The sequence below is a fragment of the Nonlabens sp. Asnod2-A12 genome (assembly GCF_045063745.1).
Taxonomy (GTDB): Bacteria; Bacteroidota; Bacteroidia; order Flavobacteriales; family Flavobacteriaceae; genus Nonlabens; species Nonlabens xylanidelens.
Window position 1 is genome coordinate 281,374 of the sequence record NZ_JBEFOB010000003.1, and the last position, 16,732, is coordinate 298,105.

The window sequence follows — 16,732 nt, forward strand, 5'->3', positions numbered from 1 at the left end:
TAAAATGAGTAAAGCCATCATTCTAGATACTATAATAGTAGTTTAATAGTTTGATAATCTGTTTTTTAAAGGTTGTAATTCCGCTTTCGCGAAAGCGAATTTATAATAAACATCGTGCTCAAATTAATTTTAAAAAATAAAAGCCAACAGTCTATATGACATTGTGGCGACTGAAAAAGATATGTTCAAACCAAAGAAATTTTCGATAGACAACTTGTCACTTCAAGAATTTGATCAAGATGCGGAATTTATTCCCCTATTGAGCAGCGAGGACGAGGAAGAAATGAATAAGGAAAGCGTGCCAGAGACCTTACCTATATTACCATTGCGTAATATGGTTCTGTTTCCAGGTGTAGTAATTCCTATTACAGCAGGGCGCGATCGCTCTATTAAATTATTACAGGACGCAAACAAAAAAGGTATTGCGATAGGTGTAGTTGCACAAAAGAATGAAGAGATAGAAGAGCCTTCTTTTGAAGACTTGCATAAAACAGGTGTAGTGGCAAAAATCTTAAAGACTTTTAAGATGCCAGACGGTAATACTACAGTTATTATTCAAGGTAAAAAACGCTTTGAAATGGGCGAGATCGTCACAGAGCAGCCTTTTATAACTGCTATAGCAAACGATGTACCTGATGTAAGACCGGTAAAGGAAGATGTTGAGTTTAGGGCAATTATTGAAAAGATAAAAGAACTAGCCTTAGAGATTATTAAAGAAAGTCCTAACATACCTACAGAGGCGTCGTTTGCGATTAAGAATATCGAGTCAGATTCTTTCTTAGTGAATTTTGTGTCTTCTAACATGAATCTTAAGGTAGAGGAGAAGCAAAAAATTCTAGAGATCAATGATCTTAAAGAAAGAGCGCTAGAGACTTTACGTTTTATGAATATAGAACGTCAGAAATTAGAGCTTAAAAACGATATACAGTCTAAAGTACAGACAGATATCAATAAGCAACAACGTGAGTATTTCTTGCACCAGCAAATGAAAACCATTCAGGACGAATTAGGTGGTGGTGTTTCTTCACATCAAGAGGTAGATGAAATGCGCCAGCGTGCTAAGAAAAAGAAATGGGACGATAAGGTAAAGGAACATTTTGAGAAAGAACTAGCAAAGATGCAACGTATGAATCCGCAAGTGGCGGAATATTCTATACAGCGCAATTATCTAGATCTTATTCTTGATTTACCATGGAACGTGTTTTCAAAGGACAACTTTGACCTTAAACGCGCCATGAAAATTTTAGATCGTGATCATTATGGTCTTGAAGAGGTGAAAAAACGTATTATAGAATATCTAGCGGTTTTAAAACTGCGTAATGATATGAAATCTCCTATTCTATGTCTTTATGGACCTCCAGGTGTAGGTAAAACGTCTCTAGGTAAATCTGTTGCAGAGGCACTAGGACGTGAGTATGTACGTATCTCACTAGGTGGATTGCGTGATGAGGCAGAAATACGCGGACATCGTAAAACCTATATAGGAGCGATGCCAGGACGTATTATTCAATCTATAAAGAAGGCAAAAACCTCTAATCCTGTTTTTGTACTGGACGAGATTGATAAATTAAGTAACTCACATAATGGAGATCCTTCTAGTGCGATGCTAGAAGTACTGGACCCAGAGCAAAACAGTGCTTTTTATGACAACTTCCTAGAAATGGGATTTGATTTAAGTAAGGTTATGTTTATAGCAACGAGTAACAGTTTAAATACCATACAGCCTGCATTGCGCGACCGTATGGAGATTATAAATGTTACTGGTTATACGATAGAAGAAAAGGTAGAAATAGGAAAGCAACACTTACTACCTAAGCAATTAAAAGAACACGGACTGGATAAGTCGCATCTTAAAATCGCAAAACCACAAATAGAAAAAGTAGTAGAAGGTTATACTCGTGAAAGTGGTGTAAGATCGCTCGATAAACAACTTGCAAAAATGGTGCGTTATGCTGCCAAAAGTATTGCAATGGAAGAAGAGTACGACCTTAAAGTTACTAATGAAACGGTTATTAAAGTATTAGGCGCTCCTAAAATGGAACGTGATAAATACGAGAATAATGATGTGGCTGGTGTGGTAACTGGACTGGCATGGACTAGAGTAGGTGGTGACATTCTATTTATCGAGTCTATACTATCTAAAGGAAAAGGAAACTTAACCATTACTGGTAATATAGGTAAGGTGATGAAGGAAAGTGCTACTATAGCAATGGAATACATCAAAGCAAATGCAGATGAACTAGGTATAGACAGTTCTATATTTAACAACTATAATGTACACATACACGTTCCAGAAGGTGCTACTCCTAAAGATGGACCTAGTGCAGGTGTAACCATGTTAACCTCTCTAGTATCTTTATTTACACAGCGCAAAGTAAAGAAAAGTCTTGCGATGACTGGAGAGATCACTTTAAGAGGTAAAGTACTGCCAGTAGGTGGTATTAAAGAAAAGATTCTTGCTGCAAAGCGTGCTAGAATTAAAGAAATCCTTCTTTGTGAGCAAAACCGTAGAGACATAGAAGAAATTAATGCTGATTACTTAAAAGGCCTTACTTTCCATTATGTAAGCGATATGAGTAATGTTCTAGAACTGGCTCTTACTAAGCAAAAAGTAAAAAATGCAAAGAAGTTGAGTTAGAACTCAAAATCTAAATATCAAAAAGCTCGAGATGTTGTTCTCGAGCTTTTTTTTGTTTTAATTTATAATAGTATAAGATCATTATCTAGATTCATAAAAAAAGGAACAGTTCAACCTGTTCCTTTTTTCTATTAATATTAGTTCAATAACTAAGTACGGTTTACTTCACTTTTTCAATACTAAAACTTGTAGATATAGAAGAACCTGTCCCACCAGTATTAGAACGTAATAGAATTCCATCATAGTCAGATGAGGATACCGATGAATCATAAGTACCTATTATTCTAAACCTATATACATGTGTGCTATCTAAATCTAGGTAATTTGCTATACCATAACTTTCTTGTCTAGCACTAGCAAACTCATCTGACTGTATATCTCTATGTTTAAACGTACGTCTTAAAACCCATCGATTATCGGTATTATCCCACATGCCTATTAAAATATCAAGATCTGTAGATGTGCCAGTAAATCCACCTATGTCAAAATCCATTTCGACTTTATAAGTTCCGTTAGATACTGGTGTATATAAACTAGTAGAAGTATCATATTCATCAAAAAGATCTACTAATTCTTGATTTAGGTTGATATCATAAAAAGTCTGATCTTGATCTAGCTCGAGATTAGAACCTAAAAAACCGATAAATCTCAAACCAGGCGTATCGTTATCTATGGCTACATTTACTAAGGTTCCATCAGGTAAAGAATGAACTGGTAAAGTGAGTGACTTTGTATTTGTTAACTCTCTTACCCTTAAACCACCATCTATATCAACTTCTTTAGTAGGTGATGTTGTATTGATTCCTACTTGTGCAAAAACAGGTATTATAAATAAAAGAAGTGCTACGGTAATGAAATTCTTCATGCTTTGAGATAATTCTAAGGTTACTAATTACAGTTACAATAGTAAAATTCAATCAACACAGAATTATCACGATAATATAAATTTATCGTCCTCTGTTGTTATAGCTTACTATAATCCACCACTAACTTAGTATACCATTTGGCTAGATCTCTAGCAATAGCTTTATGATTGTTCACTAATTCTGTAGCGAGTCTAGAATTTGATTTTTCTTTTAAGGAAGGATTTGCAGTTAAATATCCCTGAAATTTACCAGCATCATCTACAATTTTAGGTGCTTTATTAGAAACCGTATTCCATGGAGATAGTGGGTTATTATCGTCTCCATAATTATTTAAATCGTTCCAGATAGATGTATTGCTAAAACTACTTCCATAATCTCCAAAGGCATTCCAAATAGATTTACTATCAAAACGAGAACAGTCCAGACAGCCTAAATAAACGGTATAATCGCTACCACCATATAAATGTAGATTTTGTGATGTAGCGTAAGAGCTTGTTGCAATAAGAGTTATTATAAAAAGTAATTTTTTCATCTAAGTAGTGTTTAAGATTTGAAGTTTTTAGAATTATGTCCATATCAACTCACATATCCCAAATATGTTTTCATTTATTAATCTTCATTCAAAATTAATCGAAATAAGCACAATCATTCCTAATTTTCTCATAACTCATAACTCTTCTACTGATATCCTGCGGCTTGTAAATTAAACAGTTTTTCATATAAATGGGGTTGTGCCATCAGTTCTTCATGGGTACCTATTTCTGCAACCACACCATCTTCTAGAACTAGTATTCTATCTGCCATTCTAACGGTAGAAAAACGGTGAGATATAATGATACTGGTCTTTCCTTTAGTAAGTCCTATAAAGCGTTCAAAAACGTCGTATTCAGCTTGTGCGTCTAGTGCGCTAGTAGGCTCGTCGAGTACGATAACATCTGCATCTTTCATATAGGCACGGGCTAGTGCTACTTTTTGCCATTGTCCGCCGCTTAGTTCTTGTCCTTTGGCAAATCTACGTCCTAGCTGTTGATCAATTCCACCCTTCATAACTGCCACTACCTGGTTTGCAAGACTGCGCTGTGCGGCGTCAGTAATCATAACATCGTTATTTAACTCGTCGATATTACCTACGGCGATATTCTCACGCAAACTGAATTCATATTTAAAGAAGTCTTGAAAAATGACACCAAAGCGTTTTCTAAACTCTTGTTTATTAAACTTAGAAATATTAATTCCATCTAATAAAATCTCTCCTTGGGTAGGCTCGTAAAACCTCAATATCAATTTAATAAGTGTTGTTTTACCGGCACCATTCTGACCTACAAAGGCTATTTTTTCACCTACTTTAATCTTAAAACTTATTCCTTTAAGAACTTCTATATCACTACCAGCATAACCAAAATGTACATTTCTAATCTCAAACCCTTCTTTAATGACCTCTGGAATAGGAGTGTAGCTAGTTGCCTCGTCAGTGATTTCTATATCTAGAAAGTCAAAGTAGTCTCTCAAATAAAGCGAACTCTCTGATATAGCAGTAAAACGAGAGAAGAAACCTTGTAAATTATTACGCAATCTGTTAAAAGATCCAGATAAGAAGGTAAGTTCTCCAATACTTAGTACTCCTGTGATTACTTTAAAAATGATGAATATATAAGCTCCATAATAAGATAGAATACCTATAATATTAAACAGTGATCCATAGATACTTTGCTTAATGGATAGCTTTTTATTGATCTCATAATAATCACCAGATAATCTATTAAACCTAGCTGCGATATAATCGGTAAGCCCAAAGAGTTTTACCTCTTTTGCTGTTTGATTATTAGCTCCTATAAAACGTAAGTAATCCAGTTCACGACGCTCGGCAGTCCAACTGCGTGCTACAGAGTATCTATGCGAGCTGTATTTTGCCTCATTAATAAATGAAGGTATAATACTTAGGACCAATAAGATAATCAATAACGGCTCAAAGTAAATCAAACCAGCAATTAAGGATGTTATAGAGATAATACTTTGTACCTGACTCAAAGAAGCACTCATTAAACCTACACGACCGCTAGTTTGCTGTCTTGCACGTTCTAACTTGTCATAAAAATCTGGATCTTCTAACTGTTCTAGAGTCAGCTCGTTAGTTTTTCTTATAATTTTTTCTGACGAAGCGTTAGAATATAAATCACCTATTAATCCATCGGTTAAGTTAATTAATCTATTGAGCAAGTCTGCTGCTATGGCAACTACTAGCTCTATAATCACATATTTCCAGAGCAAGTCTAGATTTTGATCTTCTAAGGATATTTGTAAAATAACCTCGTCTATAATCAATTTACCTACCCATAATAGCACTACCGGACTAATTGCGGTGAGTAATCTAGCGGTAAAGTTGGTTATAAACAGTTTAGGACTCACTCTCCAGATTTCTTTAAAAAATCTAGGTAGTGTCTTCAATGCACTGAAGGAGAATGTTTTTCCTTTTTTACTTTGTTCTTTTATGGATACAGGTGCTCTTCTCGCCACGATGTAGTTTTAGAACACAAAGGTACGTTACAAGGATTTGTTTTGTGGTGTTCTCGCTTTCGCGAAAGCGGAATTATTAACCGTTTATTATGGTAATTCTTTTCCTAAAGCAGCTATATAAATCTGGAACCATTGCTCTAAAGTCATCTCCATATCTAATGAACTTACAGCTGTTTTAATACGCTCGATTTTACCAGTTCCTATAACAGGAATTATGTTAGAAGGATGTTTTAATAACCACTGATAGATGACTTTATCTAGATTAGCCTCATCTAATTCTTTAGCTACTTTTTTAATAGCGTTAAGAACACGAGTTCCTTTTTCTGTCTTCGGAAATAGTAATTCACCACCGGCAAGTGGTGACCAGGACATAGGTTTTATCTTTTTAGAGATAAGATAATCGAGATTTTGATTTTCAAAATGCTCTAGACAATAGGGCGATATTTCTATCTGGTTAGTTACTAGAGGAGCAGTCGTGTAGGCCTATAATGATTCTAGTTGTTGGGGCAAGAAATTAGAAACTCCATAATGTAAAACCTTACCACTAGATGTTAAATGGTCAAAAGCTCTTGCGACTTCTTCTGGATTAAAAAATGGTGATGGTCTATGTAATAAAAGCACATCTATGTAGTCTGTATTTAGATTTTTAAGAGATTGTTCTACCTGAGAGATGATGTAACTAGCGCTATAATCATAATATTTTACCTCACGATCTGGAAACTTATCAGATGTTAATTTGATCCCACATTTAGTAATCAACTGCATACTATCACGCATTGATGGTTCTAGCCGTAATGCTTTACCAAAGGCAGCCTCACATTCATAATTTCCATAAACATCTGCATGATCAAATGTGGTGACTCCTGTTTCTATAGATTCTTTAAGAAAAGACAGTAATTCTTGATCGCTTTTATTCCAATCTAGAAGTCTCCATATCCCTAAAACTATTCTTGATATTTCTAAATCGCTATTTAAGGATGCTTTCATGTGATTTTATTTCAAAGTTATGGTTATATATGATGTAGTTCAATTTTGAGAAATTACAATTTAAGTAAGACTATCGTACTCCTTTTATTTTAAGATCTATGTAAACTTCTTATTCTCTATTAATTTCAGTAAATTTTCTTTCCAATCTTTTGAAATTGAGCCGCCGTTATCATTTTCTATAGAATCTGTAATGACTCCGTTTAGAAGATATTCAATTGAAGCAATAACTTTTTTATTATCAACAGTTATACCAACAGGTCCTCTAGAAGAATGATGTTCGTGCATAGGCATTTCAGAATAAGTAATCTTAAAACCTTTTTTAGATATTTCATTCGCTTGAATGTCAAATTCAGAATCGATGATGGAAAGAATAACTAGTATTTGAGGACTCACCCAAGAACCAGATTTAAGACGATTCCATAAATCCTTTATCACGTCGTGCTGATGTTTTTTATCAATTTTAAGTGTTGCTAATGAAGCTACAAGATGTGGTCTCCAATCTTGACTTTTTAGCAATAATTTGATTCCATCTACAACTTCTTTACCTGAATTTTCAGATACTATACAATCTAGTATATCAATACTCTTGTTAAGATTCCATTCTTTAGGTGGATTAGGGATTTCATATAAATTCAAAAAAGGTAAATGATTAGGATGTCCATTCCAAAAATCATTAAAAATTCCAAAATTAAGTCTTTCACTCATTTTTTTTATTTAAGTCAATTAACTATTTAAAGTTATTATAATAAGCGAAGAAATTACAATTTAAGTAAGATTATCGTACTCCTTTTACTTTAAGATCTATGTAAACTTCTTGTGTACCGTGAAATTCTTTTTGGTAATCCATATCTATCGCATACTTGATGTTGTATAGTGCTAATACCTTATCTAGATCTTCTTTTTTACTTTTTGCCACTTTTATATGCTGTAAATAATTAATTAAAGTCGATACTGCAATACCCAGAGGAGCTAAGCTTACAGAAAATATTATTAAAGGATAAGTGTATAACCTTATAGATGTTCTATTAGAAATATTATAAATATAAGTACCAAAATAATATGCAACGAACATGACTATTAAACCTATGAATATGAAAACAACTGTATAAGAATAAGTGAGTAAACGTTTTCTTTTTAATTGATCGTATTCTAGATTTATTTGCTTCAGTTTTTCTTCAAAATTATCTCTAAGTAGAATTTGAGAGCATGTTTTATTAAAAGCAGGCTTGCGAGAGGTAAGACCACATACTAAGCCTAGTTTAAAATCACTTTGTTTATGCTCGCATAGATCGCAATGTCTGGTTAGTTCCATAGATATAGATAGGTTTATTTAAGCCTGAAGTAATTAAGAAGTAAATCCAAATGCATATAATTAATAAAGCCAGTTAAATTACAACATAATGTAAATCTAACTGGCTATTTCTATATTAAAATTATGGATTTGTAGACCATAGTGCTGCACTTTTAAGCATGGCTCTTCTAGGTAGTTTTAATCCTGCGATAATTAACTCTGCAAAGTCCTCTGGTTGTAAAACACTGTCCTCAGAATCTTTAGTAGCGATTCCTAAATCTATAGACATGTCAGACGCGATAGTACTAGGTGTTAACGTACAAACTCTAATGTTGTTTTTACGTACTTCTTTCATTAATGATTCTGACATACCGATTACAGCAAACTTTGATGCAGAATATGCAGACGTAGTTGCATTACCATTTAACCCTGCAGTAGAAGATACATTGATAATTTCTCCTTCATTTTGATCGATTAAATAAGGTAGTACTTCTTTAGTAACGTAATACATTCCCATCACGTTAGTTTGCATAATTTGTGTCCATTGATCTACAGGCATATCGTTTAATGTACCAAATGCCGCTATACCAGCATTATTTACTAATATATCTATAGAACCTAGAGTATCAACTAGTGTTTTTACACTCGTTTTAACCTCTTCATAATTGCTCACATCAAAAACGGCATATGTCGCTTTTACTCCTAATTTTTCAATCTCGGCAACAGTTGCCTTTAAAGCCTCTTCATTTCTACCAGTGATCGCAACATCTACACCTTCTTGTGCAAACGCTAGTGCTGTAGCTTTTCCTAGACCACGGCTTCCACCTGTTATGATTGCTTTTTTACCTTTTAAATCTTGCATTTATTTAGTTTTTGAATATGTGTTTATGTGGTGATAGCTAGACTAAATAGAATTTGTAAATCATTCCTTACATATCTCTAAATCGTATAACTTCAAGTAGCTAAATTATAGATTTTGAATGAATCTTTTGCCCTTTTTTACGCTAATGATTTGTAAAATTTAGGTGAAATATTTATGCTACCTCTAGGGCAAAGATTTTAGTCAGGCTGTTAGATTTAAATTCCGCTTTCGCGAAAGCGGAACAGACAATAGAAAATAATTTATAACCAGCTAGAGATGCCTTTTAAAAGCTCTATTGCTGGTGATGCTGCCATACAGTCTGCACAATGGTTATACATGAAAAGGCAATCTATTAAATCTGTCACCATGTGAAATAATAATCCTATACCTATGATTTTAAATGGTTTCTTGAAAAAAAGTAAGCCTATGTAAATTAAAATGGCATAATAGGAGTGTAGTGGATGGTAGTTAATACTGCATCTGTGGGCTTCAAATACTGGTGAGGCTAGCAAATGGTCTAGATCTACTAACATAGTGGCTAGTAGAATTATATAGGTTTTTTTCCATTCTTTTTTAAAAAACACAATAGCTATGGCTAGTGGAAAGAAGATGTGTAAAAAGTAATGGACAAAGGTTTGCATTAAGATAGATGTATGGATAACTTAAGGTAGTACTTAGTTATAATTATTTATTTTAATTCTTTCTTAAGATCGTCCATTTCTAGAACGTATGGATCTGTACCTAGCATGATAAAATCTACTCTTAGGGTGAAAAGGATGTCTTTTTGAGTCTTATCTTCTAATACTAATAATCCCTCAAAACCTGGCTGGCCTAGTTTAAAAACAGTTTTTGATTTATACAGTAACTCTACGTATTTAACTTTTTTCCAATTGATGTTATATGATTTTGCGCTAGTGATTATAGCGTCATAATCTTCTTTAAGTAATTTGTTGTACCCTTCTCTTTTTAGTGATTTTACTATGGCCTTATTTTTATCTGACATGCGCAACTCTGGAGCATCGGCAGCTTTTCTTAATAGTTCTATGGCTACCATATGTTCTTTAAAGATGGTATATGTAAAAGCATCTTTTTTGGCAATTTGTTTTGTCATTTCTTCCATTTGCGCTTTCATCGCAGTAATGGTCTCATTTTGAGCAATGCTTAATTGAAAAAAAAGAAAAAGGAGTAGTGTGGCTGTTAATTTGTTCATGTGCTATGCTTAGAATAATCTATTACAGTTTCAAAGATATACATACTATCATTTTAAATGGGTATAATATCGTTTTTTGAATAGGTAGTAGATTTTCAAATTTTAATAAAACTAGTGTAGTTAGTGATAGCTTATGGATGATTATTTAAAGTAACTCATTAGTATTAGTATACTTATTTAAAACGAAGTCGTGAATAATAGCTTTAAAATCAATATTTTCTGTTTATACTTTTAGTCATTTAATTTAAAAATATTTAAACATAATAACACAAAATAATACTAAACTCATACTATAAATATGAGTCGTGTCTTACTTTAGCTTTATTAACCGATAGTGAGTATTGATTCTATGATTTTAAGAAACAAGAACAACTGGCAATTGAGTATTGCTATTTTATTATTCCTAATATTTACTGCATGTTCAAAACAGGACACTATACGACCTGAAATAGAAAATTATTTAGTAAAGTTAGATAGTACCCTACAATCAAATACAGATGAGTCTATAATAGAATTAGATAGCTTACTTAATAATACAGATGATTTAAGTACGCTAGAAAATGCCATGTTGCTTTTTAATAAAGGAGAGGCACAGTATTTAGATTTTAAATATGAAGATGCTTTTAATACCCAACTTAAAAGCTATGAGCTATTTACAGCTTTAAATGATAAGTATAATGAAGGTCGCTGTTTAATCACACTTAGTGGCGCATCTTTACATATGGGTGATCTAGAGGCATCACAGGTATATGCATTAAAGGCATTAAGTTTATCACAGTTAATCGGTAACAAACGTACTGAGGGAAAGGCTTATAATCAGCTTTTTAAGCTTCATTATGAGTTAAAAGATTATGATAAAGCGTTATCATATATAGAAAAAACGGACAGTTTATATTCTCAACAAGCAGATACATTATCTATTATAGCAATAAAGAATAACAAGGCTAGTATTTATGTAGAGCAAAAAGAATATAACAAGGCTTTAACCACCTATTCTGAAGCAATGACGTTAAGTCAATCTAAGCGTGATCCTAAAATACTGGTTAGTGTTCTTAATAATATAGGTTATACGTATATAGAAGCAGGAAAATATGATGATGCTGAAAGGTTTTTAAGGGGTGCCGTGACTTTGAATAAAAATATCAATTCTATAAATGCAGCACCATACAAAGGGTTGGGTAATTTATTTTTATTGACTTCTAGAATAGACTCGTCTTTGGTTAATTATAATAAAGCTCTAGACATCTATAAGTCTAATAAAAATATTAATGAAGAGATAAGAGTAAGGGATAAGCTGGTTGCTGTTTCTTTATTTTATGGGGACTATGCCAAAGCATTAAATAATCAGATAGTTAGAGATAGCTTGCAACTAGATTTAAGTCGTATGGAACAAGAAAATCTTTTAGATTTTGCCAATGTTAAATACGAAGTGAAGCAAAAAGAAACAGAAATTAACCATCAAAGAGAGATTAATTCTACAAATCGATTGCTTACCATAAGTATGATTTTATTATTTGTATCTCTAGCAGTGGTGACAGCGGTTTTTGTTTACAACGGTAGATTGAGAGCAGCAAATAAGTCTTCAAAATTAGAACAGAGTTTATTGAGGGTACAAATGAATCCTCATTTTATTTTTAATACCCTTGCGGCTATTCAGAACATTACCTTAGAAGGCGATGCTATTAAATCTTCAAATTATATAGCAAAGTTTTCTAAGCTCATAAGGCAAAACTTTGATTATGTAAGAAAGGAATCTATAACTCTAGAAAAAGAGATTTCTATGATTTCTAATTATATTGAAACCCAGCAATTACGTTTTAACAATGTGTTTTCTTATCATATAGAATTGGCAGATACTATAGATAAGTCTGCAGTTAAAGTGCCGCCTATGCTATTGCAACCTTTTGTAGAAAATGCAATAGAATATGGACTTAAAGAGAAAAAAAGCGGTGGGAACTTAGAAATTAAAATATTGCAAGATAATGACGAAGTGTTATTTATCGTTTCAGATAACGGATTGGGAAGATCTGCAAAGGCAAAACAAGAAAAGGTCTCTGAAGAATTACACGCAACATCTATTTTTAAAGAACGTTTAAAAATGAGAAAGAAAGGTGAAGAAAAAACCTTTACTATAGAAGATTTATTTGATGAAGATAAGAATCCAATAGGTACTAGAGTATCTTTTAAATTGAAACTTTCATGATAAAAGCTGTTATAATTGAAGATGAGTTTAATGCATTAAACACGCTGGATAAACTTATCAAGTACACACAAAAAGACATTGAAATTATTGCAAAAATTGATAATGTTAAAGAAGCTATTTCTTTTTTAAAAAAGCAAAGTCCAGATCTCGTATTTCTAGATATAGAATTGATAGGTGGTAATGCTTTTCAAATTCTAGAGGCACTAGATACTATTGATTTTAAAATCATTTTTACAACTGCATATGATGAGTTTGCTATAAAAGCAATCAAATTTGATACTATAGATTATTTACTTAAACCTATAGATAGTGATGAATTGACAGAATGTATAGATAGATTTAGAAAAGGTTACCAGAAAGAACAAATTTATAAGGATGCGGTAGATCAAGTTTCTGAAATTAATCAAAAAGAAATAGAAAAAACCTTATTAATAAAAACAGTCGATGCACAATATTTCTTGCAAACCAAAGATATAGTACGATGTCAGTCTGATGGTGCTTATACCATTTTTCATACCGTAGATAAAAAGATAATGAGCGCTCGCAATCTTAAATACTACGAGAATATTCTTAGTGAGCATACTTTTGTACGTGTACATCAATCACATTTAGTAAATGTGAAATACATCAAAACGATCAACTCTAATAATACGGTCTGTTTGACAAATGATGAGAGTATACCTGTTGCTACACGCAAAAAATCGTATTTAAAACAAATTCTAGCCGCCTTATAAGGGCAAATACAAAACAGAAAACGGCGTTTGTAAAACGCTTACTAGTTTCCCTTTATTCCCGACTTAATTTTGAGGTAAATAAAAAAATAACCTTAAAATATAATATCATGGGATTAAAAGAAAATAGATTTACAAAGACATTTCAAGAAGAACAATTTCCTGCTTTAAAAGCTCAAATAATTGAAGCAGCTGGTTTTGATATAGTATTCAATATAGAGTGGTCTACTTTATTTGAAGATCGTTTTCTACACCTTTATAATGAATCTTATCCTCAAATTTATTTCTTACCTATAATTGAGGCTTTCAAGTCTATTTGCAGTGATGAGATGGGTAAAGAGGCTCTAGCAGATAGTCTAAAGGAAATACATATCACAAATACCAAAGATCACCACAATCCTGCAAATGCATATTCATTTACGGATGGTGTTTTAACGATGGATCACAGTCCTATTCTTAATGCTAAGGATGTAGAAGATAGGACAAATGTCTTAACAGATTTATTAGAGAATAATTTATAGATACCCATTAAAATTTAGTGTAAAACTTAATAGGTAGTATTATGTACAGATTCTTTGTTTTTGTCATTCTGTTTGTGATTCTTTTATTATTTGTTAGTTGTGGTGTTTCTAACGTAAATGCTAGAAAAGGTTTTGTAGCATTTTTAAACACGCATCATAACAACAAATATGAAATTATAACTTTCAAAAGTCATTTTAATACGGCTAATATGAATCCCAATATATATTGGGTAGAATTAGCTCTTAAAGAGAACCCTGAAATCGTTATCAATTTTGAATGGGATGCAAAAAATAAAGAATTGTATGTACCTAATTATTCAAATAAACAAAATAGCATTACGGCTTTAACAGACTATCAACTGCAGGCGATCGTATTGAGAAGAAAGTTGCATGAAGTTCTCGATAAAGATGTCTTATATATGGATGTAAGTGTCTTTAATCATACGATAAGTATAACAACTGCAAGCGATCCAACACTTGAGGATTTAAAATATTTCTCTACAAAAATATGTAGCGTTCTTGATAACTATCCTGATACCTGGACTAGTGAAGCTCACGTAGATTTTAAATTAATTACAGAGGTCAAAGGTTTTTACGAACTTATTGTAAAACCTAATACCTATGATGATACTAATGATTCATACAAATATTATCCTGATGCTGTAGTAATTAATAACTATGGGTCTGAAAAGGCTCAAAGGATTGATAATCTCATACAAGAGGAATTTGCCACTGCCAGTTCTTCCATTTATTTAAAGGCTATATGGGTAGATCAAAAAAACCTCAAGTCATTAATTATTTCTTTTGAAAAGCACGTACCTCTCAAGAACAAAAATGAAAAGAGTCATTTAACGGAAGGAGTAGGTAGGTATCAAATACATATGCATTATCCTAATCTAGTAATGGAAAGTTTAACCTATACAGATTATAACACAATAGATAGGGAACATATGAATTCCTATTTCCTAGATCAATTACCAGAAGATTTTACCTTTTTAATAGAGCACTCATAACAATTTTTTAAACATGGATAATTCAAATTATTATAAGGCATTTGTTGCCCAGACTACAGAAGAAATTCTGCATGCTATTTTTAAAAAAGAAGAAGATATTCTTATTGGCGTTTCATTAACTAACGGTGCTTATATAGAGGGTACTGTTCTAGATATAACGACTGATAGCAATCAAAACAAATCGGTTTGTATGATTACTAGAGGTGAAGAGATTTCTTTTTTTAATCTATATAACATTGCTTTAGTAACTATAAAGCAACCTAAGAAAATGGTGGTGGAATTATCTAAAGGAAAGATAAGCAGGCCATTCTCCTCAACAGATAAAAATCTTACCGTTTTACAACTTAAAATCTGGTTGAGAAATGAGAAACATTTATTGGGTGAACAAATTCAAAATTTTAATGTAGATCGCCTCTCGTTGGATAAATTAAACAATAGATTAAATGTTAAAGACTTCTTTGAAGCATTAGTACCAGCTATTGATTTAATAACAGCAGACGCACTAGGTAAAGATGCCTGGTCAGGTGTAGAAACAATTGTATTAGAAGAAGCAGAAACCTTACAGCTTCAATTACAGACAGGAGTATTAACTATCTCAGTAGCTATACATAAAGCCCTTCCTGCAAACCTTTCTAAAATATTAGAAGAAAAATTACTTCAATTATTATAAAGGATAATTGAAAATCAAAAACTCAAAAAATTAATTCTAAAAATAAAATATTATGGGACTTAAAGAAAAAAGAATAATTCAAGCATTTCAAAATGATGTTTTTCCAGGATTAGAGACAGAAATTAATAGAGCTGCAGGCTACACTGTACCACTAGAAATTTCTTGGAATACACTCATGGAAGATAGATTCTCACATTTATATAATGAGACCTTTCCAAAAGTATACTTTATACCACTAATAGAAGCTTTCAAAGTAATAGGTAGCGATTCTATGGGCGTTGAGTTATTAAAATCAGGTTTAAAAAATGTAATAATCATAAATGAAAATGATGAACACAATTCAGATCGTGCCATTACATTTGAAGATGGTGTTTTAAAAATTAACCACAGTCCGGTAGTAAATGCAGATAGAGTTGAGGAAAGAACAGCACGCATTACTTCTTTACTAGAAGATAAATTAGAGGAATTTGCAGAATCTCCTGCAGAGAATACTACTGATTCTACAGCTACTGCAACAAATGAAGGATCACAAGAATCAGAAAATCAAGAAAAAACAGTAACTATTCAAGAACTGTATAATCAATCCAATGTTTTATCTCATGAAAAGCAAGAGATTTTTAGTGAGATAGTAGCAGGTCTAGACTGGAATTGTGATATGCTAGAGGGAAAAGTAACCTTTGGAGAAGATAAAGTATTTGACATCCAGGTATTAGGTACTTATTCTCAAAATGAAAAAAGCTGGTTATGGGCTTGGGCAAATAATCAAAGTGGTATCCCAGAAAAGTTTTTACAGACATCACAAGCAGTAAAAGCACTAGGAGAGATCTATAAAATAGATGATTTAATAGCTCCTAAAATGCAAGCAGAAACAGATCCAGGTGTTTACTTTGCAACTATTGCATCTGTAATGGCTAAGGAGAGCTGTTATCTGCCTTTAGATTTTAAAGGGTTAACCGTCTATGTAACGATAACTTCTGAAGAAGTAGAAAGTAAAGTAAGAACAGAGCCAGCTTTATTATGTTCTCACTTCTCTTATGTCGCAGCAAATTATAATTTCCCTCATAAATATAGCTTGTATTTCTACCTTAAGAATAAAGGTTATGAGATCGATCTACCAGGTAATAACATTATTGCAAAAAAGGGAGAAGATCAAATTCTTGGAATCTTTGACCTTAAGGGTAGATTAATGAAAATCACTAATTCTAAAATAACAGTTCAAGCCTAGG

General features: G+C 32.5%; 15 protein-coding genes and 1 pseudogene. 7 read left to right on the plus strand and 9 right to left on the minus strand.

The window, feature by feature from the left end; genetic code table 11:
- Nucleotides 1–181: 181 nt before the first annotated feature.
- The gene (gene lon, locus ACJJVJ_RS01340) at nucleotides 182–2,638 is read left to right on the plus strand and encodes an endopeptidase La (protein WP_104515193.1); all 2,457 of its coding nucleotides are present in this window, start codon (nucleotides 182–184) and stop codon (nucleotides 2,636–2,638) included.
- A 160-nt stretch (nucleotides 2,639–2,798) separates the two neighbouring features.
- On the opposite strand, the gene ACJJVJ_RS01345 is transcribed toward lon, so the two are convergent.
- The 9 genes and pseudogenes from ACJJVJ_RS01345 to ACJJVJ_RS01385 form a co-directional block, all read right to left on the minus strand.
- On the minus strand, nucleotides 2,799–3,503 hold the full coding sequence (locus ACJJVJ_RS01345) for a hypothetical protein (RefSeq protein ID WP_405368426.1): 705 nt from the start codon (nucleotides 3,501–3,503) through the stop codon (nucleotides 2,799–2,801).
- 98 nt (nucleotides 3,504–3,601) lie between these two features.
- Nucleotides 3,602–4,036: a hypothetical protein gene (locus ACJJVJ_RS01350; RefSeq protein ID WP_405368428.1), complete on the minus strand. Its 435-nt coding sequence runs from the start codon at nucleotides 4,034–4,036 to the stop codon at nucleotides 3,602–3,604.
- A 146-nt stretch (nucleotides 4,037–4,182) separates the two neighbouring features.
- Nucleotides 4,183–6,018 (minus strand): ABC transporter ATP-binding protein, encoded by a 1,836-nt coding sequence (locus tag ACJJVJ_RS01355; RefSeq protein ID WP_405368430.1) that lies wholly within the window; start codon nucleotides 6,016–6,018, stop codon nucleotides 4,183–4,185.
- Nucleotides 6,019–6,105: 87 nt separating this feature from the next.
- A pseudogene (locus ACJJVJ_RS01360) lies at nucleotides 6,106–7,005 on the minus strand (aldo/keto reductase family oxidoreductase).
- 96 nt (nucleotides 7,006–7,101) lie between these two features.
- Nucleotides 7,102–7,710, minus strand: coding sequence for a hypothetical protein (locus ACJJVJ_RS01365; RefSeq protein ID WP_405368432.1), 609 nt, complete (start codon nucleotides 7,708–7,710; stop codon nucleotides 7,102–7,104).
- Nucleotides 7,711–7,780: 70 nt separating this feature from the next.
- Nucleotides 7,781–8,317: a hypothetical protein gene (locus tag ACJJVJ_RS01370; RefSeq protein ID WP_405368433.1), complete on the minus strand. Its 537-nt coding sequence runs from the start codon at nucleotides 8,315–8,317 to the stop codon at nucleotides 7,781–7,783.
- A 121-nt stretch (nucleotides 8,318–8,438) separates the two neighbouring features.
- Nucleotides 8,439–9,158 (minus strand): 3-ketoacyl-ACP reductase, encoded by a 720-nt coding sequence (locus ACJJVJ_RS01375; RefSeq protein WP_104514806.1) that lies wholly within the window; start codon nucleotides 9,156–9,158, stop codon nucleotides 8,439–8,441.
- 260 nt (nucleotides 9,159–9,418) lie between these two features.
- On the minus strand, nucleotides 9,419–9,799 hold the full coding sequence (locus ACJJVJ_RS01380; RefSeq protein WP_104514808.1) for a DUF6122 family protein: 381 nt from the start codon (nucleotides 9,797–9,799) through the stop codon (nucleotides 9,419–9,421).
- Nucleotides 9,800–9,846: 47 nt separating this feature from the next.
- Nucleotides 9,847–10,368 (minus strand): hypothetical protein, encoded by a 522-nt coding sequence (locus ACJJVJ_RS01385; protein WP_405368435.1) that lies wholly within the window; start codon nucleotides 10,366–10,368, stop codon nucleotides 9,847–9,849.
- Nucleotides 10,369–10,717: 349 nt separating this feature from the next.
- Between ACJJVJ_RS01385 and ACJJVJ_RS01390 the strand changes: the two genes are divergently transcribed.
- The 6 genes from ACJJVJ_RS01390 to ACJJVJ_RS01415 all read left to right on the plus strand — a co-directional run bounded on the left by ACJJVJ_RS01390 (nucleotide 10,718) and on the right by ACJJVJ_RS01415 (nucleotide 16,731).
- A complete protein-coding gene (locus tag ACJJVJ_RS01390) occupies nucleotides 10,718–12,571 on the plus strand; it encodes a tetratricopeptide repeat protein (RefSeq protein ID WP_405368437.1) in 1,854 nt (617 codons plus the stop codon).
- Entirely contained in the window at nucleotides 12,568–13,305 is a 738-nt protein-coding gene (locus ACJJVJ_RS01395) for a LytR/AlgR family response regulator transcription factor (protein ID WP_405368438.1), read from the plus strand. The genes ACJJVJ_RS01390 and ACJJVJ_RS01395 overlap by 4 nt, the downstream gene beginning before the upstream one ends.
- 107 nt (nucleotides 13,306–13,412) lie before the next feature.
- The gene (locus ACJJVJ_RS01400; protein WP_405368440.1) at nucleotides 13,413–13,823 is read left to right on the plus strand and encodes a hypothetical protein; all 411 of its coding nucleotides are present in this window, start codon (nucleotides 13,413–13,415) and stop codon (nucleotides 13,821–13,823) included.
- Between the two features lie 41 nt (nucleotides 13,824–13,864).
- Nucleotides 13,865–14,836 carry a hypothetical protein gene (locus tag ACJJVJ_RS01405; protein ID WP_405368442.1) on the plus strand — a complete coding sequence of 324 codons (972 nt, stop codon included), beginning with the start codon at nucleotides 13,865–13,867 and terminating at the stop codon, nucleotides 14,834–14,836.
- A gap of 13 nt (nucleotides 14,837–14,849) precedes the next feature.
- Nucleotides 14,850–15,506, plus strand: coding sequence for a hypothetical protein (locus ACJJVJ_RS01410; RefSeq protein WP_405368443.1), 657 nt, complete (start codon nucleotides 14,850–14,852; stop codon nucleotides 15,504–15,506).
- Nucleotides 15,507–15,558: 52 nt separating this feature from the next.
- On the plus strand, nucleotides 15,559–16,731 hold the full coding sequence (locus tag ACJJVJ_RS01415; RefSeq protein WP_405368444.1) for a DUF6882 domain-containing protein: 1,173 nt from the start codon (nucleotides 15,559–15,561) through the stop codon (nucleotides 16,729–16,731).
- The last annotated feature ends 1 nt before the right edge of the window (nucleotide 16,732 follow it).

What these genes read in the sequence shown, in the direction of transcription:
- ACJJVJ_RS01400 (WP_405368440.1), top strand. Translation starts at nt 13,413, where the DNA reads ATGGGATTAAAAGAAAATAGATTTACAAAGACATTTCAAGAAGAACAA.
- ACJJVJ_RS01365 (WP_405368432.1), bottom strand. Translation starts at nt 7,710, where the DNA reads ATGAGTGAAAGACTTAATTTTGGAATTTTTAATGATTTTTGGAATGGA.
- lon (WP_104515193.1), top strand. Translation starts at nt 182, where the DNA reads ATGTTCAAACCAAAGAAATTTTCGATAGACAACTTGTCACTTCAAGAA.
- ACJJVJ_RS01385 (WP_405368435.1), bottom strand. Translation starts at nt 10,368, where the DNA reads ATGAACAAATTAACAGCCACACTACTCCTTTTTCTTTTTTTTCAATTA.
- ACJJVJ_RS01405 (WP_405368442.1), top strand. Translation starts at nt 13,865, where the DNA reads ATGTACAGATTCTTTGTTTTTGTCATTCTGTTTGTGATTCTTTTATTA.
- ACJJVJ_RS01345 (WP_405368426.1), bottom strand. Translation starts at nt 3,503, where the DNA reads ATGAAGAATTTCATTACCGTAGCACTTCTTTTATTTATAATACCTGTT.
- ACJJVJ_RS01375 (WP_104514806.1), bottom strand. Translation starts at nt 9,158, where the DNA reads ATGCAAGATTTAAAAGGTAAAAAAGCAATCATAACAGGTGGAAGCCGT.
- ACJJVJ_RS01415 (WP_405368444.1), top strand. Translation starts at nt 15,559, where the DNA reads ATGGGACTTAAAGAAAAAAGAATAATTCAAGCATTTCAAAATGATGTT.
- ACJJVJ_RS01395 (WP_405368438.1), top strand. Translation starts at nt 12,568, where the DNA reads ATGATAAAAGCTGTTATAATTGAAGATGAGTTTAATGCATTAAACACG.
- ACJJVJ_RS01380 (WP_104514808.1), bottom strand. Translation starts at nt 9,799, where the DNA reads ATGCAAACCTTTGTCCATTACTTTTTACACATCTTCTTTCCACTAGCC.
- ACJJVJ_RS01350 (WP_405368428.1), bottom strand. Translation starts at nt 4,036, where the DNA reads ATGAAAAAATTACTTTTTATAATAACTCTTATTGCAACAAGCTCTTAC.
- ACJJVJ_RS01410 (WP_405368443.1), top strand. Translation starts at nt 14,850, where the DNA reads ATGGATAATTCAAATTATTATAAGGCATTTGTTGCCCAGACTACAGAA.
- ACJJVJ_RS01390 (WP_405368437.1), top strand. Translation starts at nt 10,718, where the DNA reads ATGATTTTAAGAAACAAGAACAACTGGCAATTGAGTATTGCTATTTTA.
- ACJJVJ_RS01370 (WP_405368433.1), bottom strand. Translation starts at nt 8,317, where the DNA reads ATGGAACTAACCAGACATTGCGATCTATGCGAGCATAAACAAAGTGAT.